General features: G+C 71.0%; 22 protein-coding genes and 3 tRNA genes. 18 read left to right on the top strand and 7 right to left on the bottom strand.

The genetic code is table 11. From position 1 onward, the window contains the following. Window positions 1-94 precede the first annotated feature (94 nt). Window positions 95-1,360 (bottom strand): sensor histidine kinase, encoded by a 1,266-nt coding sequence (locus ACH4SP_RS24265; RefSeq protein WP_398417609.1) that lies wholly within the window; start codon window positions 1,358-1,360, stop codon window positions 95-97. A 208-nt stretch (window positions 1,361-1,568) separates the two neighbouring features. On the opposite strand from ACH4SP_RS24265, the gene ACH4SP_RS24260 reads away from it, so the two are divergent. The 13 genes from ACH4SP_RS24260 (at window position 1,569) to ACH4SP_RS24200 (ending at window position 13,657) form a co-directional block, all read left to right on the top strand. Next, window positions 1,569-2,018: an NADH-quinone oxidoreductase subunit A gene (locus ACH4SP_RS24260; protein ID WP_398417608.1), complete on the top strand. Its 450-nt coding sequence runs from the start codon at window positions 1,569-1,571 to the stop codon at window positions 2,016-2,018. Next, window positions 2,009-2,662 carry an NADH-quinone oxidoreductase subunit B gene (locus ACH4SP_RS24255; RefSeq protein ID WP_398417607.1) on the top strand — a complete coding sequence of 218 codons (654 nt, stop codon included), beginning with the start codon at window positions 2,009-2,011 and terminating at the stop codon, window positions 2,660-2,662. Before ACH4SP_RS24260 ends, ACH4SP_RS24255 begins: the two co-directional genes overlap by 10 nt. Beyond that, the gene (locus ACH4SP_RS24250) at window positions 2,659-3,945 is read left to right on the top strand and encodes an NADH-quinone oxidoreductase subunit C (RefSeq protein ID WP_398417606.1); all 1,287 of its coding nucleotides are present in this window, start codon (window positions 2,659-2,661) and stop codon (window positions 3,943-3,945) included. The genes ACH4SP_RS24255 and ACH4SP_RS24250 overlap by 4 nt, the downstream gene beginning before the upstream one ends. Beyond that, window positions 3,942-4,910: an NADH-quinone oxidoreductase subunit H gene (locus ACH4SP_RS24245; protein ID WP_398417605.1), complete on the top strand. Its 969-nt coding sequence runs from the start codon at window positions 3,942-3,944 to the stop codon at window positions 4,908-4,910. Before ACH4SP_RS24250 ends, ACH4SP_RS24245 begins: the two co-directional genes overlap by 4 nt. Window positions 4,911-4,912: 2 nt before the next feature. Further along, complete coding sequence (locus tag ACH4SP_RS24240) at window positions 4,913-5,584, top strand: NuoI/complex I 23 kDa subunit family protein (protein WP_398417604.1); 672 nt, start codon at window positions 4,913-4,915, stop codon at window positions 5,582-5,584. 8 nt (window positions 5,585-5,592) lie between these two features. Then, on the top strand, window positions 5,593-6,243 hold the full coding sequence (locus tag ACH4SP_RS24235) for an NADH-quinone oxidoreductase subunit J (protein ID WP_398417776.1): 651 nt from the start codon (window positions 5,593-5,595) through the stop codon (window positions 6,241-6,243). Continuing rightward, window positions 6,243-6,647, top strand: coding sequence for an NADH-quinone oxidoreductase subunit NuoK (gene nuoK / locus ACH4SP_RS24230; RefSeq protein ID WP_398417603.1), 405 nt, complete (start codon window positions 6,243-6,245; stop codon window positions 6,645-6,647). Before ACH4SP_RS24235 ends, nuoK begins: the two co-directional genes overlap by 1 nt. Then, on the top strand, window positions 6,644-8,689 hold the full coding sequence (locus tag ACH4SP_RS24225; RefSeq protein ID WP_398417602.1) for an NADH-quinone oxidoreductase subunit L: 2,046 nt from the start codon (window positions 6,644-6,646) through the stop codon (window positions 8,687-8,689). Before nuoK ends, ACH4SP_RS24225 begins: the two co-directional genes overlap by 4 nt. A 27-nt stretch (window positions 8,690-8,716) precedes the next feature. Then, window positions 8,717-10,273, top strand: a complete 1,557-nt coding sequence (locus ACH4SP_RS24220) for a NuoM family protein (protein ID WP_398417775.1) — start codon at window positions 8,717-8,719, stop codon at window positions 10,271-10,273. Window positions 10,274-10,284: 11 nt separating this feature from the next. Next, window positions 10,285-11,877, top strand: a complete 1,593-nt coding sequence (locus ACH4SP_RS24215; protein WP_398417774.1) for an NADH-quinone oxidoreductase subunit N — start codon at window positions 10,285-10,287, stop codon at window positions 11,875-11,877. Window positions 11,878-12,034: 157 nt separating this feature from the next. Beyond that, window positions 12,035-12,898 (top strand): zinc metalloprotease HtpX, encoded by an 864-nt coding sequence (htpX, locus tag ACH4SP_RS24210; protein ID WP_398417601.1) that lies wholly within the window; start codon window positions 12,035-12,037, stop codon window positions 12,896-12,898. Beyond that, the gene (locus ACH4SP_RS24205; protein ID WP_398417600.1) at window positions 12,895-13,287 is read left to right on the top strand and encodes a YccF domain-containing protein; all 393 of its coding nucleotides are present in this window, start codon (window positions 12,895-12,897) and stop codon (window positions 13,285-13,287) included. The genes htpX and ACH4SP_RS24205 overlap by 4 nt, the downstream gene beginning before the upstream one ends. A 97-nt stretch (window positions 13,288-13,384) precedes the next feature. Continuing rightward, window positions 13,385-13,657 (top strand): GlsB/YeaQ/YmgE family stress response membrane protein, encoded by a 273-nt coding sequence (locus ACH4SP_RS24200; RefSeq protein WP_398417599.1) that lies wholly within the window; start codon window positions 13,385-13,387, stop codon window positions 13,655-13,657. A 19-nt stretch (window positions 13,658-13,676) separates the two neighbouring features. Here ACH4SP_RS24200 and ACH4SP_RS24195 read toward each other — a convergent pair whose 3' ends face one another. From ACH4SP_RS24195 to ACH4SP_RS24185, 3 genes are all read right to left on the bottom strand, one after another. Beyond that, window positions 13,677-14,333: an alpha-ketoglutarate-dependent dioxygenase AlkB family protein gene (locus ACH4SP_RS24195; RefSeq protein WP_398417598.1), complete on the bottom strand. Its 657-nt coding sequence runs from the start codon at window positions 14,331-14,333 to the stop codon at window positions 13,677-13,679. Window positions 14,334-14,346: 13 nt separating this feature from the next. Beyond that, the gene (locus tag ACH4SP_RS24190; RefSeq protein ID WP_398417597.1) at window positions 14,347-14,853 is read right to left on the bottom strand and encodes a methylated-DNA--[protein]-cysteine S-methyltransferase; all 507 of its coding nucleotides are present in this window, start codon (window positions 14,851-14,853) and stop codon (window positions 14,347-14,349) included. A 248-nt stretch (window positions 14,854-15,101) separates the two neighbouring features. Then, on the bottom strand, window positions 15,102-15,590 hold the full coding sequence (locus ACH4SP_RS24185; protein ID WP_398417596.1) for a YajQ family cyclic di-GMP-binding protein: 489 nt from the start codon (window positions 15,588-15,590) through the stop codon (window positions 15,102-15,104). A 203-nt stretch (window positions 15,591-15,793) separates the two neighbouring features. On the opposite strand from ACH4SP_RS24185, the gene ACH4SP_RS24180 reads away from it, so the two are divergent. Next, a tRNA-Tyr gene (locus tag ACH4SP_RS24180) sits at window positions 15,794-15,875 on the top strand. A 132-nt stretch (window positions 15,876-16,007) separates the two neighbouring features. Here ACH4SP_RS24180 and ACH4SP_RS24175 read toward each other — a convergent pair. The 3 genes from ACH4SP_RS24175 to ACH4SP_RS24165 all read right to left on the bottom strand — a co-directional run bounded on the left by ACH4SP_RS24175 (window position 16,008) and on the right by ACH4SP_RS24165 (window position 18,804). After that, the gene (locus ACH4SP_RS24175) at window positions 16,008-16,505 is read right to left on the bottom strand and encodes a GyrI-like domain-containing protein (RefSeq protein ID WP_398417595.1); all 498 of its coding nucleotides are present in this window, start codon (window positions 16,503-16,505) and stop codon (window positions 16,008-16,010) included. Between the two features lie 103 nt (window positions 16,506-16,608). Next, on the bottom strand, window positions 16,609-17,265 hold the full coding sequence (locus tag ACH4SP_RS24170; protein WP_398417594.1) for an NAD(P)H-binding protein: 657 nt from the start codon (window positions 17,263-17,265) through the stop codon (window positions 16,609-16,611). Window positions 17,266-17,505: 240 nt separating this feature from the next. After that, window positions 17,506-18,804, bottom strand: coding sequence for an amidohydrolase family protein (locus ACH4SP_RS24165; protein ID WP_398417593.1), 1,299 nt, complete (start codon window positions 18,802-18,804; stop codon window positions 17,506-17,508). 249 nt (window positions 18,805-19,053) lie between these two features. Here ACH4SP_RS24165 and ACH4SP_RS24160 point away from each other — a divergent pair. The 4 genes from ACH4SP_RS24160 to ACH4SP_RS24145 all read left to right on the top strand — a co-directional run bounded on the left by ACH4SP_RS24160 (window position 19,054) and on the right by ACH4SP_RS24145 (window position 20,095). Then, window positions 19,054-19,126 (top strand) — tRNA-Thr (locus tag ACH4SP_RS24160). Window positions 19,127-19,174: 48 nt separating this feature from the next. After that, window positions 19,175-19,247: transfer RNA gene (locus ACH4SP_RS24155), tRNA-Met, on the top strand. 89 nt (window positions 19,248-19,336) lie between these two features. Continuing rightward, complete coding sequence (gene rpmG, locus ACH4SP_RS24150; RefSeq protein ID WP_007265873.1) at window positions 19,337-19,501, top strand: 50S ribosomal protein L33; 165 nt, start codon at window positions 19,337-19,339, stop codon at window positions 19,499-19,501. A gap of 138 nt (window positions 19,502-19,639) precedes the next feature. Continuing rightward, a complete protein-coding gene (locus ACH4SP_RS24145; protein ID WP_362417159.1) occupies window positions 19,640-20,095 on the top strand; it encodes a MaoC family dehydratase N-terminal domain-containing protein in 456 nt (151 codons plus the stop codon). The last annotated feature ends 1 nt before the right edge of the window (window position 20,096 follow it).

Here is a 20,096-nt window from a genome sequence, read left to right as displayed (position 1 = left end):
TTTCTTCCATGTGGTGTCAGCAGGTGCGATGTGGTGTCAGCAGGTGCGTTGAATCAAGACTGCGGGAGCGCGGCGCCCCGGACCATGAGGTAATTCACCGTCCTTTCCTGGGGTTTTCCCCACCCCTGGCACTGCGCTTTCCCACAGACCGGCCACGCCCCGCAGGTGCTCCCGCGCCCGCCGACGTCCGCTCCCGCCACGGCAGTTCCGCCGTCACCGTCGTGCCCGCGCCCGGCGGCGAGTCCACCGTGAACAGTCCGTCGACCGCGCCGAGCCGGTCCGCGAGCCCCGCCATGCCGGTGCCGCCGTCCAGCCGCGCGCCCCCGCGCCCGTCGTCCCGTACCTGAATCAGCAGCCGCGCCCCGGACCGCCACACCTCGACCGTCGCCGTCCGGGCCCCGCTGTGCTTGCTGACGTTCTGCAACAGCTCGGAGACCGTGAAGTACGCGATGCCCTCGATGGCCTCCGCAGGACGCTCGTCCAGGTCGGCGTTCACCTTCACCGGCACCGTGCACCGCGACGCGATCGCGGACAGCGCCGCGTCCAGGCCCCGGTCGGTCAGTACCGCCGGGTGGATGCCGCGGGCCAGGTCGCGCAGTTCCTGCAGCGCCAGCTTCACCTCTCCGTGCGCCTCGCCGACCATCTGCGCGGCGGTCTCCGGGTCGTCGAGCAGCTTCTCCTTCGCCAGCCCGAGCCCCATCGCCAGGGCGACGAGCCGGGCCTGTGCCCCGTCGTGCAGGTCGCGTTCGATGCGCCGCAGGTCGGCGGCGGCCGTGTCGACGACCACACCCCGGTCCGACTCCAGTTCGGCGATACGGCGCTCCAGTTCGCCGGACGGCGACAGCAGCCCGCGCACCATCGCCCGGTCCACGTTGGCCAACCCCCGTACGACGTAGCCGAGCACCGGCCACAGCACGATCAGGCTCACCAGCGTCAGCGTGAACGTCAGCACGCCCCACGGCAGCCGGATCACCGAGTACAGCACCGAACGCCAGCCCACCGGATCCTTCAGCGTCGCCCACAGCCAGGGGAAGAAACCGTCCTGCTCCCGCCCGGCCCGCAGCGGACTCGGCTCCTCCACCTGCACCCCGAGCAGCACGCGCGCACGCGCGCGCTCCCAGCTGCCGATCCAGCGCGCCCCCATCAGCCCGGCCGCCAGCAACGGCAGCCCGACCACGGTCACGGCGAGACCGGTGCCCAGCACGACGGACACCACCGCGTACACGAACCCGAGCAGGGCCGCGGGGAGGTCGAGCAGCAGATGCACGACCTCCTTCCAGGTGTGCCGGCCAAAGGCGAAGGCGGCGGGAGGAGGCAGCAGGTCGGAGCCGGGCGAGTGCGCGCCGGAGCTTACGGTCATATGGCCAAGACTGCCGGTACCGGCATCCGGACGCCATGGGGTGGGCGGGGTGCCGGAGGTAGGGACAACCCCACCACCGTCCGGTTGCCGAAGTGACATGACTGCTTACTGAACCTTTACCAGGCCCTAGACTCCCGTGCGTACAGATCAACGACCGCCGACCGGCGGCCGACAGGGTGCCGAGAGGCCGGGGAGCGAGGGACGGGACGTGCCGGAACCGACCGTGCCGATCGAGTTGGCGGCGGAACACTTCTCGGCGGCGGAGCACTCCGCCGCCACCGTGTCGGCCGCGAGCTACTTCCAGAGCTACTCGGTCGTCGGCCTGCTCGCCGTCGTCGGGGTGCTCTTCGTCGCCGTGGCCTTCGGCGCCGGGCGCCTGCTGCGCCCGGTGGTGCCGACGCCGGAGAAGCTCCTGACGTACGAGTGCGGAGTCGACCCCGTCGGCGAGGGCTGGGCGCACACCCAGGTCCGCTACTACGTCTATGCGTTCCTGTACGTGATCTTCGCCGTCGACTCGATCTTCCTGTTCCCGTGGGCGACGGTGTTCGCCGCACCCGGATACGGCGCCACGACGCTGGTCGAGATGTTCATCTTCCTCGGCTTCCTGGCCGTGGGTCTGCTGTACGCATACAAGAAGGGCGTCCTCGAATGGACGTGACCCCCACTCCGCAGCCTGCTCCGGAGACCGCACCCGGGACCGGTCCGGTGGACCTGCCCGCCCCGCAGCGCCTCGGCGTCCTCTCCCGCCTCGCGCCCGAACCGATGAAGGTGGTCCTCAACTGGGGCCGCCGCTACAGCCTCTGGGTCTTCAACTTCGGCCTCGCCTGCTGTGCCATCGAGTTCATCGCGGCCTCCATGGCCCGCCACGACTTCATCCGGCTCGGCGTGATCCCCTTCGCGCCCGGCCCGCGCCAGGCCGACCTGATGGTCGTGTCCGGCACGGTCACGGACAAGATGGCCCCGGCCGTGAAGCGCCTCTACGAGCAGATGCCCGAGCCCAAGTACGTGATCTCGTTCGGCGCCTGCTCCAACTGCGGCGGCCCGTACTGGGACTCGTACTCCGTCACCAAGGGCGTCGACCAGATCATTCCGGTCGACGTGTACGTGCCGGGCTGCCCACCCCGCCCCGAAGCTCTCCTCCAGGGCATCCTCAAGCTCCAGGAAAAGATCGCTCGCGAGTCACTGGCGGAGCGCTACGGGAACTCGGCGGCCCGCCCGTCCGTTACCGCATTGCAGAGCAGCCTGGTGCCCCCGCCGCCGACGCCTTCTCCCGCCCCCGCCCCGGGAGTTGGTGACCGGTGAGCGTCTACGACGGTCTGCCCGACACGGTCACCGAGGTCTTCGGCGCGGAGGCCACGGCCGAGCGGGCGTACGACCTGCTGACGGTCGACGTGCCCATCGGTGCGTGGATCTCCGCACTCGAAATCGCCAGGGACAAGCTGGCCTGCACCTATTTCGACTGGCTGAGCGCGGTCGACGAGCCGGGCACGGGCTTCCGTGTGTCCGCCCACGTCGTCTCCCTCGAAGGCCGTTCGGTCCGCCGCCTCCTGATCCGTACGACCGTGCCGCACGCCGCCCCCGTCCTCCCCACAGCGGTGGACGTCTACGCGGGCGCCGCCTGGCACGAGCGCGAGACGCACGAGATGTTCGGCATCGACTTCACCGACCACCCGCACCTCGCACCCCTCCTCCTGCCGGACACCTTCGAGGGACACCCCCTCCGCAAGGACTTCGTCCTGGCGGCGCGGGTCGCCAAGGCCTGGCCCGGCGCCAAGGAGCCGGGCGAGTCCGAGCACGGCGGCCCCAAGCGCCGCCAGATGCTCCCGCCCGGCGTCCCCGATCCCAACGAATGGGGCCCCCTCAAGGGCCAGCTTCCGGCAGCCCCGGCACGCCCGGCACGGGGAGCGCGGGCGGGTGCGGCGGGTGCGAGCACCGGCGCCGCCGCCCGTGCCGGTACGGGCGCTGCGCGTGCGGGCACCGCGGGTGCGGCCGACCGCCCGGCCCGCCGCAGCCGCAGCGTGAGCGAGGGCTCGGCATCGCAGGTACCACCGGAGACCAGCCCCGGCACAACGGGCTCTCCGGCCGCACCGGCCGTATCGGAGACCTCGGCCGCGCCGACCGCTCCCGCCCGCCGTTCCCGCAGCGCGAGCCAGGGCTCCGTCAGTCAGGCGCCGCCGGAGGCAGCCGCTCCTGGGGCTCCGGCGCCCCCGGCCACGGGTCCTGAGGCCTCGGGAGCTTCGACGGCGAGGCCGCCCCGGCGCAACCGCAGTGCCGCAGACGGATCGGCGAGCCAGGCGGCTGCGGGTACGAAGCCCGGGGCTGCCGCGTCCGGCACACCCGCACCGGACGCCCCCGCACCGGACGCCCCCGGACCGGACGCCCCCGCACCGGATGCCCCCGCACCGGACGCCCCCGCACCGGACGCCCCCTGGCACCACGCCCGCCCCACCTTCGACGAGCCCGAGCCCGTACCGCCGATGGAGTCCGAGCCCGAGGCCGAGTCCCGCCCTGCCCCGTCGAACGAGCCGGACCGTCCCCAAGGTCCCGACGACCCCACCCACCCCGCCGGAGGCGATACCGCGTGAACGACGTACTCGACGTCGCCCTCCGGCTGGTCCTCGTCTTCGTCCTCTTCCTGGTCCTGCCCCTCGTGGTCGGCCAGACCGAGCACAAGGTGATGGCCCACATGCAGGGCCGCCTCGGCCCCATGTACGCGGGCGGCTTCCACGGCTGGGCCCAGCTCGTCGCCGACGGCGTGAAGTTCGCGCAGAAGGAGGACGTGGTCCCGACGGGCGCCGACCGCCGGATCTTCCAACTCGCTCCCGCCGTCGCCCTCCTCCCGTACCTCCTGGTACTCCTCGTCATTCCGATCGGCCCGAGCGAGTCCGCCGTCGGCCAGCAGATCGACGCGGGCATCTTCTACGTACTCGCGATCATGGGCGTCGGAGTGCTCGGCTCGCTCATGGCGGGCTGGGCGTCGGCGAACAAGTTCTCGCTGCTCGGCGGTCTGCGCACCGCCGCCCAGCTCCTCGCGTACGAGCTCCCCATGCTGCTGGCCGCCGCCTCGGTGGCGATGGCGGCCGGCACGGTCTCGCTGCCCGGCATCCTGAACGCCTGGGAGTGGTGGTGGCTGCCCTGGCAGATCATCGGCGCGTTCATCTTCTTCACGGCCGGGCTCGCGGAGCTGCAACGCCCGCCGTTCGACGCCCCGATCGCCGACTCGGAGATCATCTTCGGTGCGTACACCGAGTACACGGGTCTGCGCTTCGCGCTGTTCCTGCTCGCCGAGTACGCGGGCATCGTCATCGTCTGCGGCCTGACCACTGTCCTGTTCCTCGGCGGCTGGCACGGCCCGTGGGGCGCCGAAGGACTCGGCTGGGTCTGGACGCTCCTCAAGACCGCGGTGCTCGCCTTCGTCGTGATCTGGCTCCGGGTCAGCTATCCGCGACTGCGCGAGGACCAGCTCCAGAAGCTGTCCTGGACCCTCCTCATCCCGCTCGCACTCGCGCAGATCGCGCTCACCGGCATCGTGAAGGTGGCGATCCAGTAGTCATGGCACCCATTCCCGGGTCGGGCCTGGCCAAGGGCCTCGCCGTCACCCTCCGCACGATGACGAAGAAGACCGTCACCGCGCAGTACCCCGAGAAGCAGCCCGAACTCCCGCCCCGTACGCGCGGCGTGATCGGCCTGTTCGAGGAGAACTGCACGGTCTGCATGCTGTGCGCCCGCGAGTGCCCCGACTGGTGCATCTACATCGACTCCCACAAGGAGACGGTGCCGGCCGCCGCACCCGGCGGGCGCGAGCGCAGCCGCAACGTCCTCGACCGCTTCGCGATCGACTTCTCGCTCTGCATGTACTGCGGGATCTGCATCGAGGTCTGCCCCTTCGACGCACTCTTCTGGTCTCCGGAGTTCGAGTACGCGGAGACCGACATCCACGAGCTGACCCACGAGCGGGACAAGCTCCGCGAGTGGATGTGGACCGTGCCCCAGCCGCCCGCCCTCGACCCGCGCGCCGAGGAACCGAAGGAGATCGCGGCGGCCCGCAAGACCGCCGACAAACTCGAAGCGGCCCAGCAGGCAGCCCAGGCGGAAGCGGCCCAGGCGGCTCAGGAAGCTCAGGCAGCTCAGGGCCAGCAGGCGGCAACTGCTGCCCAGGACCAGCAGGCGACAGCCCAGGAACAGCAATCGACGGCCCCGGACCAGCAGGAGGGCCCGGCGTGATCACGACCCTGACCCTCTCCGCCGCCAGCCACGGCTTCCTCTCCCCGACCGGGGTCGAGATCGCCTTCCTCCTGGTCGGCATCGTCACCCTCGGCGCGGCCGTCGTCACGGTCACCACCAAGCAGCTGGTGCACGCCGCTCTCTGGCTCGTCGTCGCCCTCGGCGGCCTCGCCGTCGAATACCTGCTCCTGACCGCCGAGTTCATCGCCTGGGTCCAGGTGCTGATCTACGTCGGCTCCATCGTCGTCCTCCTCCTCTTCGGCCTCATGCTCACCAGGGCCCCCATCGGGCGCTCCCCGGACGCCGACTCGGGCAACCGCCCGGCCGCCCTCACGGTGGCCGTCGCCGCGGCGGCCGCCCTGGTCTGGGTGGTCGTCGACGCGTTCCGCAACACCTGGATCGACCTGGACGGACCGGTCCAGGGCTCCACCAAGGTGACCGGCGAAATCCTCTTCCAGCACTGGGTGCTCCCCTTCGAAGCACTCTCGGTCCTGCTCCTGGCCGCCCTGGTCGGCGCGATCGTCCTCTCCCGCAAGAACACGGCGGCCGAGGACGAAGCGGCAGCCCCCGACGCCAGGACGAACGCCCGCGACACCGAGAAGAACGCCCGCGACGCCAGGACGAACGCCCCCGACGCCGAGAAGAAGGAGCAGCGCTGATGCACCTCGCCTACCCGGCCGTCCTCGCCGCCCTCCTCTTCTGCGTCGGCCTCTACGGAGTACTCGCCCGCCGCAACGCGATCCTGGTCCTGATGTCCGTCGAGCTGATGCTCAACGCCGTCAACCTCAACCTGGTCGCCTTCGACGTCTGGCTCCGCGACACCCTGCACACCGGCCAGGCCCTCACCCTCTTCACCATCGCCATCGCCGCCGCCGAGATCGGCATCGGCCTGGCGATCGTCCTGATGGTCTACCGCAACCGCGGCACCTCGGACATCGACAAGCTCCGCGACACCGCCGAGACGGCAGACCCGACGGACCCGGCAGACCCGACAGACCCGGCGGGCGACCAGGCGGACGGACCCGCCGACGGCCCGGCACAGAAGGCAGAGGCCGCCGCGTGACCACCACGACCCTCGCCGTCCTCGTCCCCCTCCTCCCGTTCCTGGGCGCCGCCGCCGGCCTGCTCCTCGGCCGCAAGGCCCCCGGCTTCGTACGCCCCCTGGCACTCCTGCCAACGCTCGCCGCCCTGGCGCTCGCGATCACCGTCGCCGCGCACCAGGGCGGGGGCAGGCCGATCGACGCCGCCACCCGGCTCACCCCGACCGGCTCGGTCCCCATCGACCTCGCCCTGCACATCGACGGCTTCGCGGCCCTGGTCGCCGTCCTGGTGACCGTCGTCGCGACCTGCGTCCAGATCTACTCGACGGCCTACCTGCGCGACGACCCGCGCTACGCCTCGTACGCCGCTCTCGTCTCCCTCTTCACCTCCGCGATGCTGCTCGTCGTCTACTCCGGCGACCTGATGGTGCTGCTGGTCGGCTGGGAGATCATGGGCATCTGCTCGTACTTCCTCGTCGGCCACTACTGGGAGACGCCCGAAGCCCGCGCCGCCTCCCTCAAGGCCTTCCTGGTCACCAAGCTCGGCGACGTCCCCTTCCTGTTCGGCCTGTTCGCACTCGCCGCAGACGCCGGTACGTTCCGGATCACCGGCATCCTCAATGCCGTCGCCACCGGCGGCCTCGACCATCCGACCCTGATCGCGCTCCTGCTCGTCGCGGGCGTCGCGGGCAAGTCGGCGCAGTTCCCGCTGCACACCTGGCTGCCGGACGCGATGGCCGGCCCCACACCCGTCTCCGCGCTCATCCACGCCGCGACGATGGTCGCCGCCGGTGTCTACTTCGTGGCCCGCCTCCTCCCCGTCTTCGCGGCCTCCGCAGCCGCCATGACCGTCCTCGCCGTGATGGCCGCGGTCACGATGGTCGGCTCGGCCCTCGCCGCGCTCGCCCAGGACGACATCAAGCGGGTCCTCGCCTACTCGACCATCGGCCAGCTCGGCTACATGACCGGCGCCCTCGCGGTCGGCGACCGCGGTGCCGCCGTCTTCCACCTCCTCTCGCACGGTGCTTTCAAAGCCCTCCTCTTCCTTGGCGCCGGCGTGATCATCCACGCCGCCGGCACCAACTCCCTGGCCGCCATGTCCCGCATGGGCGACCTGCCCAAGCGGATCCCGGACGCCTACTGGACGATGACGATCGCGCTCCTCGCGCTTGCCGCCATCCCGCCCTTCGCCGGCTTCTTCTCCAAGGAAGCCGTCCTGGTCGCCGCCGAGCACACCGCCTTCGGCGACTCCGCCACCGGCCCCTCGGGCGCCGGTTGGATCGTCCTGGTCTCCGGTCTCCTCACCGCCCTCCTCACCGCCGCGTACGCCACCCGCCTCTGGCTCCTCGCCTTCCGGGGCCGCGGCCCCGCCGCCCCCGATCACGGCAAGCAGCCGCTCGCGATGAGCACCGTCCTCTGGGTCCTCGCCGTCCCCTCGCTCGCCCTCGGCCTGGCCGTCGGCCAACTCGCGGGCTGGTTCGACGTCCACGCCCTGACCCCGACCGTCACCACCGCCGTCCTCGGCACCGGCGTCGCCGCCGTCGGCGGGATCATGACGTACGCGTCCTGGCGAGCCCTCCGCTACAAGGCCGGCAGCAACATCCCCCTGGGAGCGGTCGCCGCGAACCCCGAAGCGGACCCGGTCACCTCCGAGGAGGAAGCCATCGCCACCCACGAAGCGGCCTACGGCACAGCCCGCCCGTCGCCCGACCACCGCCCCTCAACGAGCCACTTCGTGGCGCCCCTTCCGACTGCCCAGGACCCCGGTGACCCCGGACGCCTCCTGCTCGGCCCGCTCCACCGCCACGCGGCCACCGGCTTCCACCTGGACGCCCTCTACCGCACCCTGTTCGTCCGCCCCGTCCAGGCGGCCGCCGAACTGGTCCGCTTCCTGGACCGCGAGGTCGTCGACACGTACGTCCGGGGCGCGGGCGCTCTCCCGCGCTGGCTCGGCTTCGCGGTCCGCCGCTCCCAGACCGGCAACGTGCAGACCTACCTCGGCGCCCTGGTCGCAGGCTCCGTCGTCCTGGCAATCGCCGCCGTCCTCGTCGCCGCCGGAGCGTGAGCCGTGATCGATATCAGCGCATCCGTCATGCAGTTCCTTCTCGCACTGATCGTCGTCGGCCCGCTCATCGGTGCCGTCGCCGCCCTTCTCCCGGCCCCGCCCGGACTGAAGGGCCGCAGCCCCGACCAGGCCGTCCTGCGCCACGGAGTCGTCGTCACAGGCGTCGTCCTCCTCGCGGCGATCGTCCTCGCGCTCGGCTTCGACCACAGCCACCCCGCGAAGATGCAGGCCACGACCGACATCAGCTGGATCCCGGCGCTCGACATCCGGATCCATCTCGGCACCGACGGCATCTCGCTCCCCCTCCTCGTACTGACCGCGCTGCTGACCTTCCTCTGCGCGCTCTACAGCTACTTCAAAATGCCGACAGGCCCGTCCGCCAAGGCATTCGTCGCTCTTCTCCTCGTCCTGGAGTCCGGCACCCTCGCCACCTTCGCCGTCCTCGACCTGGTCCTGTTCTTCCTGGCCTTCGAGATGGTCCTCATCCCGATGTACTTCCTGATCGCCCGCTGGGGCGGTGCCCAAAAGACCCGGGCCGCCTGGAAGTTCATCCTCTACACGCTGCTCGGCTCCGTCGTGATGCTGCTCGGCCTCCTCCTCATCGGCCTGAAATCCGGCACATTCGACATGGTGGCACTCGCCACTGACAACGGCCGTGGGCTGACAACGTCCGTGCAGGTCACGGCAGTTCTGGCGATCGCGATCGGCCTCGCGGTCAAGACCCCGATGTGGCCCCTGCACAGCTGGCTCCCGGACGCGCACACCGCCGCCCCCACCGTCGGCTCGGTCCTCCTCGCCGGAGTCCTGCTGAAGATGGGCACCTACGGCTTCGTCCGCATCGCCCTGCCCATCGCCCCCGAGGGCATGCAGACCTTCGCCCCGTACCTCGCCGCCTTCGCGGTCGTCGGCATCATCTACGGATCCCTCGCCTGCCTCTCCCTCGCCCGCAAGGGCAACAAGGGCGACCTCAAGCGCCTGATCGCGTACTCCTCCGTCGGCCACATGGGCTTCGTGCTCCTGGGCATCGCCTCCATGACCCCCACCGGAGTCAACGGCGCACTCTTCGCGAACATCGCCCACGGCCTCATCACCGGCCTGCTGTTCTTCCTGGTCGGCGCCCTCAAGGACCGCTACGGCACCGCCGACCTCGACACCCTCGCCGGGGCCACCGGTGCGGCCCTCTACGGCCGTGCCCCCCGCCTCGGCGCCCTCCTCGCCTTCGGCGCCGTCGCCTCCCTCGGACTGCCGGGACTGGCGGGCTTCTGGGGCGAGATGCTGACGATGTTCGGCGCGTTCGACCCCGCCCCCGGCCTCAGCCGCCCCGCCTTCCTCACCTTCATGGCGATCGCCGGCCTCGGCACCCTGCTCACCGCCGCGTACCTGCTGACCGTCGTACGCCGCGTCTGCATGGGGGAGCGGCGCGAGAACGCCGAGCAGCCCGCCGTCGCCGACGTACAGGGCTACGAGTTCGCCGCCTGGACCCCGCTCGTCGCCCTCACCGTCCTCGCCGGCCTCTGGCCCGCGGTCCTCCTCGGCCTCACCGACCCGGCCGTCCAGAAGCTCCTCGCAGGAGGCAAGTCGTGAACGCCGTCCCCATGGCCGCCGAGAGCGCCAAGGGCGCGGCCGGCCTCGTCCAGTCCGTCGACTGGCTCGCCATCGCTCCGCCCGTCGTCGTCGCGGCCGTCGCCCTGGCGATCCTGGTCGCCGATCTGTTCGTACGAGAGAGCCGCAAGCACCTCCTCGGCATCGCCGCCGTCGCAGGCCTCGCCGTCGCCCTCGCAGCGCTGATTCCCCTGCGCAAGGGCGACCGCAAGACCTTCTGCCTCGTCGACGACCCGGCCGTCTGCAGCTACACCGCCGACTACTTCGCCCTGGTCATCCAGGCCCTTGTGCTCGGCGGCGCCCTCCTCACCGCGCTCCTGTCCATGACCGCGGCCAAGGACGACAAGAAGCTCCCCGCAGGCGAGTACTGGTTCCTGCTGCTGTCCTCCGCAGCCGGAGCGGCCCTCCTGCCCGCCTCCCGCGACCTCGCCACCCTCGTTGTCGCCCTCGAAGTCGCGTCCCTGCCCGCCTTCGCCCTCGTCGGCCTGCGCCGCGGTGACAAGCGGTCCTCCGAGGCGGCCCTGAAGTTCTTCCTGTCCTCCGTCACCGCGACCGCCGTGATGCTCCTCGGCGTCAGCTTTGTGTACGCGACGACGGGCACGATGCACCTCACCGAGATCGCCACCCGCCTCGACGACGTCCCCGTCCAGCTGGACACCCTCGCCAAGGCGGGCGTCGCCCTCACTCTGGTCGGCTTCGCCTTCAAGACGGCCGCCGCGCCCTTCCACTTCTGGGTCCCCGACACCTACGTCGGCGCTCCCCTGCCGATCGCCGCCTACCTGTCCGTCATCGGCAAGGCCGTCGGCTTCTCCGGCCTCATCCTGGTCACCGTCGTGGCCTTCCCGTCGTACGCCGACGTCTGGGGCCCTGCGCTGGCCGTCCTCGCAGCCCTCACCATGACCGTCGGCAACGTCGCCGCGCTGCGCCAGTCCACCACGCGCGTGCGCAGCGCCGTCCGACTCCTCGCCTGGTCGTCCGTCGGCCAGGCCGGCTACCTCCTGGTCCCGATCGCCGCAGCCGCGTACTCCAGCGACACCCAGATCGGCTCCACCGTCGCGTACGCCCTGATGTACGCCGTCGTGAACCTCGGCGCCTTCGCCGTCGCCGCACTCGTCGCCCGTACGAAGCCGCAGCACCGCATCGCCGACTACCGCGGCCTGTACGCCACCAACCCCCTGGCAGCGCTGGCCCTCGGCTTCTTCCTGCTCTGCCTGGCCGGCCTGCCCCCGGGCATCATCGGCCTCTTCGCCAAGGTCACCGTCTTCTCGGCGGCGGTCGACGCGGGCCTCGGCTGGCTCGCCGTCGTCATGGCCGTGAACGTCGTGATCGCGCTCTACTACTACCTCCAGTGGACGGCCCTGCTGTTCCGCGCACCGGCGGGCGCACCGGCACCTCAAGAGGCTGCGGCAGCCCCTCAAGAGGACGCACCGGCACCTCAAGAGGCCGCGGCGGCGCCCCGCCGCAACAGGCTCCCCGTCCCGGCCCCTCTGGCCACGGCCATCGTCCTGACATTCGCAGCCGGAATCGTCCTCTCCGGCGTCCCCCAGCTCGTCCTCCGCTTCGCCACCGGCGACCTCTTCCAGTAGCCGCGGCACACCCACCCCGGACGGCCTAACCGCCCTCCCCGGTGCACAAGGGAACTAGCTCCCCCCGCCTGGCGTTGACCAGTAAGGGAGGGTCCACTGAACGTGGAAGCACCACCGAGCCAGGAGTTCCCCTGCCGCACCATTTGGAGGGCGCACCGTGCACCGCCGGCACAACGGGCTGAGGACCGCCGTACTCCTCGGGGGACTGTCCGCACTGATCCTCGTCATCGGCGGCTTCTTCGGCCGTACGGGACTGATCGTCGCGCTCCTCGTGGCGCTCGGTACGAACGCGTACGCGTACTGGAACAGCGACAAGCTGGCCCTGCGCGCCATGCGCGCCCGGCCGGTCAGCGAGTTCGAGGCCCCGGAGCTCTACCGCATGGTCCGCGAGCTCTCCACGGCCGCGCGCCAGCCCATGCCCCGTCTCTACATCTCGCCCACCCAGGCGCCCAACGCCTTCGCCACCGGCCGCAACCCGCGCAACGCGGCCGTCTGCTGCACCGAGGGCATCCTCCAGATCCTCGACGAGCGCGAGCTCCGCGGCGTCATCGGCCACGAGCTCAGCCACGTCTACAACCGCGACATCCTGATCTCGTCCGTCGCCGGAGCACTCGCCTCCGTGGTGATGTTCCTGGTCAACTTCGCCTGGCTGATCCCCGTCGGCAGATCCAACGACGACGAGGGCCCCGGCATCTTCAGCATGCTGCTGATCATGATCCTGGGCCCGCTCGCCGCCTCCGTCATCCAGCTCGCCGTCAGCCGCTCCCGCGAGTACGAGGCGGATGCGTCCGGTGCCCAGCTGACCGGCGATCCGCTCGCCCTGGCCAGCGCTTTGCGCAAGCTCGACGCGGGTACGAAACAACTGCCGCTGCCCCCCGAGCCCCGGATCGAGACCGCGAGCCACATGATGATCGCGAACCCCTTCCGCCCGGGCGACGGCACGGCGAAGCTGTTCTCGACCCACCCGCCCATGGCGGAACGTATCGCCCGACTCGAACAGATGGCAGGCCACCGCCCGTGAAGACAATCCTCAACGTCATATGGCTGGTCCTGAGCGGCTTCTGGCTCTTCCTGGGCTACCTGCTCGCGGGCCTCCTCCTGTGCGTCACGATCATCGGCATCCCGTTCGGCCTGGCCGCGTTCCGTATCGGCCTGTACGCCCTGTGGCCCTTCGGCCAGACCGTCGTCGACCGCCGCGACGCGGGCGCCCCGTCCTGCGTGGGCAACGTGCTGTGGCTGATCCTCGCCGGCTGGTGGCTCGCCCTCGGCCACATCATCACGGGCATCGCCCTGTGCGTCACCATCATCGGAATTCCGTTCGGCATCGCGAACTTCAAGCTGATTCCGGTGTCCCTGCTGCCCCTCGGCAAGGAGATCGTTCCCACGGACCAGCCCTTCGCCGCCCGCTGACCTGCGCAACCCCTGCCGCCCCGAGTGCGTCTTCCCGTACGTAGAACAGAGCACAAGCACCACGGACACCTACGTACGCACCCACGGGGGGACCCTCATGAGCATCCTCGGCTGGATCGTCCTCGGCCTGATCGCCGGAGTCATAGCCAAGGTCCTGCTGCCGGGACGCGACCCGGGCGGGCTGATCGGCACCACCCTGATCGGCATCGCCGGCGCCTTCATCGGCGGCTGGATCTCGACGCGCTTCCTGGACCGCGAGATCGCCAACCAGTTCTTCGACGGTCCGACCTGGCTCGCGGCCATCGGCGGCTCGCTCGTCCTGCTCGTCGCGTACCGGATCCTCTTCGGCCACTCACGCTCGCGCCACTAGCGAGCGGGCCGGTGCGGCCTCAGCCCAGTCCCGTCACCCGCAGCGTGATGTTCAGCCGCCCGGCGGCCAGCCCGGTCGCCGGATCGCCGGTGCCGGGCCGCACCTTCGGCACCCCGTGGTACGCGAACCGCGACTCCCCGCCGAAGACGAAGAGATCCCCCGACCCCAACTCCACATCCGTGTAGGGCCGGCCGCGCCCCTCCGTGTTCCCGAAGCGGAACACACAGCTGTCGCCGATGCTCAACGACACCACCGGTGCCGACGACCGTTCCTCACGGTCCTGGTGCATGCCCATCCGGGCGTCGCCGTCATAGAAGTTGATCAGCCCGGCGTCCGGTGCGTACCCGTCGCCGGCGCTCCGGTCCTCGTACGCGTCGGCCAGCGCGCGGCGGCCCAGGTCGCCGAGCCAGTCCGGGAATTCGGCCACCCGCGCACCGTTCACGTCGGCCGCCGTGCGCGTGTAGCGGTACGGCTGCCAGTGCCAGCCCAGGCCCACCGACCGCACCGACATGACCCCGCCACCGGGCAGCCGCGTGTGCCGCAGCGGCACCGGCCCGCGCGCCCACGCACGGCACGCCACGACCAACTCCCGCTGCTCCTCCAGCGACAGCCACCCGGGTACGTGCACCGCGCCCGGCGCCACCTCCGCCCGGGGCAGCTCGAACAACCCGGTCACGGCACTGCCTCCCTCACGCCGACGGGCCGCATTCCAGGTCCAGCAGCAGCCGCTTCCGCTCCAGCCCGCCCGCGTACCCCGTCAGCGAACCGTCCGCCCCCACGACCCGGTGGCACGGCCGCACCACCAGCAGCGGATTGCGCCCGATCGCGGTGCCGACCGCCCGGACCGCCGCCCGCGACGCCCCGATCGACTCGGCGAGCTTTCCGTACGACGTCGTCTCCCCGTACGGAATGCCGTCCACCGCACTCCACACGCGGCGCTGGAACTCCGTCCCCACCCCGTCCGCGTACGTGACCTCGAACCGCGTCAGCTCCCCGGCGAAGTACGCCTTCAGCTGCGCCGCCACCGCGCCGAACAGCTCCGGTGCGTGCCGCCACTCCTCCCGGACGACGGCGCCGCCCTTCTGCCCCGGCACCGACAGCGACACCAGTGCGATCCCGCCTGGCTCAGCCCGGGACTCCTCGCCCACCAGCAGCAACTCGCCCAGCGGGCTGTCGAGGGTCGCGAAAACAGTCATGACCCCATCCTCTCCGCGCAGTGCTCACCACGCTCCACGCCTCCGATTCTGCGCCCCCGGCCGCACCGGATCTGGCGGAATTCGGACATGGTGCTCGCGGCGGAGACGGCCCTGCGCGGCGGGGACGGCCGTGCGAGGGGCGCGAGAGGGGGGGGAGGAGGTACGCGAAGGGGGCGGGAGTCGGCCCGAAGCCGCCCACCGCCCCCGTTCGAAGAACGCCTACCGCATCAGTTGCCGGCGGCAGCGCCTCAGCGGTAGTTCACAAACTGGATCGCGAACTCGAAGTCCTTGCCCTTGAGCAGCGCCTGCACGGTCTGCAGGTCGTCGCGGCTCTTGGAGCTGACCCGCAGTTCGTCGCCCTGCACCTGCGCCTTGACGCCCTTGGGGCCCTCGTCGCGGATGATCTTGGCGACCTTCTTCGCGTTGTCCTGGGAGATGCCCTCCTCGATGGACGAGAAGATCTTGTACTCCTTGCCGGACAGCTGAGGCTCGCCCTTGTCCAGCACCTTCAGCGAGATCCCGCGCTTGATCAGCTTGGTCTCGAAGACGTCCATGATGGCCTTGACGCGCTCCTCGGAGTCCGCCTCCATCAGGATCTTCTCGCCGGACCACGAGATCGAGGCGCCGACGTTCTTGAAGTCGTAGCGCTGCGAGATCTCCTTCGCGGCCTGGTTGAGGGCGTTGTCGACCTCCTGCCGCTCGACCTTCGAGACGATGTCGAAACTGGAGTCGGCCATGTCCTGTGGCTCCTTGATGTGGGTGACGGGTACGGCGTGCAAGCCCCGGGCACAAGGCCCGGAGTACGGCACAAAGCCTAGCCACCCGTACGGACGGCGGGCACTGATCAATCGAGTGGCGGAGCACCCCTGGTCATCAGGTATCGTTTACGTCGTCCCCAGGGAAAAGCGCCGCAAGGCGAAGATCCGCGGTGACATCCCATGGCGGTGTGCCCGAGTGGCCAATGGGAACGGACTGTAAATCCGTCGGCTTAGCCTACCCAGGTTCGAATCCTGGCGCCGCCACAAAAGAAGGCCCCTGATCTGCGGAAACGCGGAGCGGGGGCCTTCGGGTTTTCCCGACCGGCCGCTGCCCGGACGCCAGACCTGGACACCAGACCCGGACACCAGACATCGATTGCTGCCCGGACGCCGGCGCTACCCGGACACCAGACGGAAAGCCAGCTCCGTCTCCCACTTGCTCAGGTCCGGCTCCACGCGCGGATCCGTCTTGTACGTCTCCAGCCGGCCGACCCAGTGCTCACCGTCCTCCGCCGCCGTCATGTCCCACTCCAGACCCCGCCCTTCGGCCCAGGCGAGCAGCTCCGCCGTGACGCCGATCAGCCCGTCGGGGTGGCCGACATGCGTCACCGTCGCGTACCTGCCCGCGGGCAGCAGCCCCGACAGCACGTCGCCCTCCGGCTTCAGCGACACCGCCACCGGAACACCCGCCTCGATCTCCAACTCCCCCTTCGCGCCGATCAGGTTGTACCGGAAGAACGGTCCGCCGACCGGTTCGGTTCCCCGTGCGGCGAGCCAGCCGAAGAGCTCCGGGAACCGGTCGGCGATCAGACGGAAACCGTCCATGCGGACGTGCCCCCGGAACGCCACATAGGGCTGCTCGCCCCGTTCCACGACCACAGGTTCCGTGTGCATGCGACTCCTTCGCTCCGGTTCGCTCCGGCTCGGATCCGTTGCGGTGACGACTGCGCGGCGGCACCGAACTCATCGGTCCCGCCGCGCAGTTCCGTCCCGCCGCTCAGTTCCCGGCCACGTCCTTCACCGCCACCGAAACCGGCACGCTTCCCCCGATCAGCTCCAGCGTCAGCCCGGCCGTCGACGGCGTCTCCAGCAGCTCCGCCAGCACCGCCGCCACGTCGTCCCGCGTCACCGGCCCGCGCCCCGTGGCAGCGCCCAGGGTCACCAGCCCGGTCCCCGCGTCGTTCGTCAACTGCCCGGGCCGCAGGACCGTCCAGTCCAGGCCGGCCCTGGCCCGTACGTCCGCGTCCGCGGCCCCCTTGGCCCGCAGGTACGCGTCGAAGATCTCGTCGCCCGGGTGCGCCGGGTCGGCGCCCATCGAGGACACCACCACATAGCGGCGCACTCCCGCCCGCTCGGCGGCGTCCGCGAACAGCACGGCCGCGTCGCGGTCCACGGTGCCCTTGCGGTCGGCCCCGCTGCCCGGACCCGCGCCGGCCGCGAAGACGGCCGCGGTGGCGCCCTCAAGGGCGGCGGCGACCTCCTCGACCGACGCCGACTCCAGGTCGAGCACGACCGGTTCGGCGCCCGCCGCCCGCAGGTCGTCGCTCTGCTTCGGGTCACGGACGATGCCCGCGACCTCACCTCCGCGTGCGGCGAGCAAACGCTCCAGCCGCAGCGCGATCTGACCGTGTCCACCAGCGATGACAGTGCGCATGTTCCCGACCGTACGCCCACCGGGCCGCCCCCGCTCAGAGCGCTGCCCGCACCACCCTCCGAGCGGCTGTACGGTCACCCGGCCGACGGCGCCTGCGCCTGCCGCTCCGCTCGACGTGCCCGCCCACCCTGCTCGACGGCGCTCAGAGCCCCGTACCGGCCCTCTCAGGGCCCGCACCGACCCCGCGGGGGCGTGCGCCGCCCAGGCGACCCCCAGTGCCCCGCTCCGCCCCCACGGCGCTCACGCCCCGGTCCCGCCCCCGGTCCCCGTGCCTGTCCCCGTCCCCGACCGCCCCTGGCGCGGCAGTTCGAGCTCCACGGCCGCCACCGTGTCGCAGTACTCGCGCACCGCGCTGGTCCGCGCCACCACCCGCCCCCGGTGCACCACGATCCGGCTGTACGCGAGCGACAGCACGCCCGACAGCCGCTCGCCGCGGACCGCCACCAGCTCCGCCGGGAACCCCGCCTCCAGCCGCACCTCGGGCAGCCCCATCGCCTCGCGCGCCGCCGTCGCCACCGCGTCGTACGCGTCCTGCGGGCGCATCCCGCTCTGCGAGGCAAGCAGGTACGCCGCCTCAAGAGGGTCCCCGCGACCGACCGGGTTGGCCACGTCCCGCAGCGCCCCGCTGCCCGCCGCGAGCCGCACTCCGGCCGCCCTCAGCAGCCGTACCGGCGCCACTCCCCGCTGGTCCACCCCGCCGCACCCGCCCTGTGGCTGGCACACCACGCTCACCCCGGCCGCCGCGAGCTGATCGGCGGCCCGCGCCGCCACCTCAAGAGGCAGCCGGGAGAGCCCTCCGCACGGACCGATCGCGACGCCGGGGCGCAGTCCGCCGGCCATCGCCGCGAGCCGTGCCAGCCGCGCCGGGTCGTCACCGTCCGTGTGCAGGTCGACCGGGCAGCCGTGCTCGGCGGCCACTTCGAGCACCCGCTCCACGTACCCGGCCGGATCCGGGTCCAGGTCCGGGCAGCCGCCCACCACAGCGGCGCCCATCTTCACCGCGTCCCTCAGCATCGCCAGACCGTCCGCCCCGGCTGCCCCGGTCAGCAGCCGGGGCACGGCCACCGCCGACAGGTCCACGAGCCCGCGCAGCGTCCGCCGCGACTGGAGGACCGCCTCCATCGGGCCGAGCCCGTGCACGTCCCCGATCCGTACGTGCGAGCGCAGCGCCGTCGCGCCGTGTCCGAGCTGCAGCAGCGCCGCCTCCGTGGTCCGCCGCTGGACGCCCTCCGGCGCGTACGAGGCGGGCCCGCCCGCGTCGGCCGTCAGCGCGGTGTCGCTGTGCGCGTGGGGCTCGGCGGGGGCGGGCAGCAGCAGGAAGCCGGAGAGGTCCTCGCGCGACGCGGTGTGCGCCGGAAGGCTCCCCGCCGTACCGACCGCCTCGATGCGCCCCCCGCTGAGCAGTACGTCGACCGTGCGGCCGTCGGTGAGGCGGGCGCCGCGCAACAGCAAAGTGGCGGCGGCACCGTCGGGGGAGGGGACGCCGGAGCTGCCGGAGTTCCCCCGGTGGCGAGGCGGCTGCGGCTGACTGTCGGACATCGCGCTCCTGGCGGGCTCGGGCGGAGAGGGGCGCGGCGGGGGAGGGCCCGGCACCCAAGATCACGCGGCGTCCGATCGAGCCTAGGGGCCCCTGTTCACGGCTTCGAGGAAGAGCGGAATAGTCGTACCGGAGTGACCTCCGGTGGCCTACGTGACGGGTGGTGGGAGCGGGTCCGGGAGGGGGCCGAAGAGGGGCCCGGATACGGATTTGGGGGATCGGCGCAGACCCGTGTAATGTCTTCATCGCTCGCCCCAATAGCTCAGTCGGTAGAGCGTCTCCATGGTAAGGAGAAGGTCTGCGGTTCGATTCCGCATTGGGGCTCTGGTGTTCGGAGATCCTCCCCCTCGGGGGAGGTGATCCAGACATCAAAGCGGTGTAGCTCAGTCGGTAGAGCAAGCGGCTCATAATCGCTGTGTCACCGGTTCAAGTCCGGTCACCGCTACGCGCAGTAGCCGATTGTAGGGTCGGTCCTCCGATCGGCTACTCTTTTTTGCGTTCATCCGTACATCCGTCCGTCCAAGGAGCACTCACGTGGCTGCCACCGACGTCCGCCCGAAGATCACGCTGGCCTGCGTGGAGTGCAAGGAGCGGAACTACATCACCAAGAAGAACCGGCGTAACAACCCGGACCGCATGGAGATGAAGAAGCACTGCCCGCGTTGCAACTCGCACACGGCGCACCGCGAAACGCGCTAAGCACAGGCTCGTACACGAGGCCGTCCCCGATTGTTGGGGGCGGCCTCGTGTCGTTTGTCACGCCCCGTTTCCCTTTTTCGAAGATCCCCGTAGATCTCCGAAGATCCCTTTCGGAACTCACTCAGGAGGTACGAGTCCATGGCGCTCGACCAGTCCTTCGTGGGGCGGTCCTATCCGCCCACCTCGGCGTACGAGGTCGGCCGGGAGAAGATCCGCGAGTTCGCCGAGGCCGTCGGCGACAGCAATCCCGCGTACACCGATCAGGAAGCCGCCAAGGCGCTCGGGCACCCCGATGTGATCGCTCCGCCGACCTTCGTGTTCGCGATCACGTTCAAGGCCGCAGGGCTGGTGATCGAGGACCCGCAGCTGGGGCTCGACTACAGCCGGGTGGTGCACGGGGACCAGAAGTTCGCCTACTCCCGTCCGGTGCGGGCGGGCGACCGGCTGTCGGTCACCTCGACCATCGAGGCGATCAAGTCGATGGCGGGCAACGACATCCTGGACATCCGTGGCGAGGTCCACGACGAGAGCGGTGAGCACGTCGTGACCGCCTGGACGAAGCTGGTGGCGCGTGCCGCCGCCGAGGAGGCGTGAG

The sequence above is a fragment of the Streptomyces sp. NPDC021093 genome (genome assembly GCF_044333135.1).
Classification (GTDB): domain Bacteria; phylum Actinomycetota; class Actinomycetes; order Streptomycetales; family Streptomycetaceae; genus Streptomyces.
This window is presented reverse-complemented; position numbering and strand designations above follow the sequence as displayed.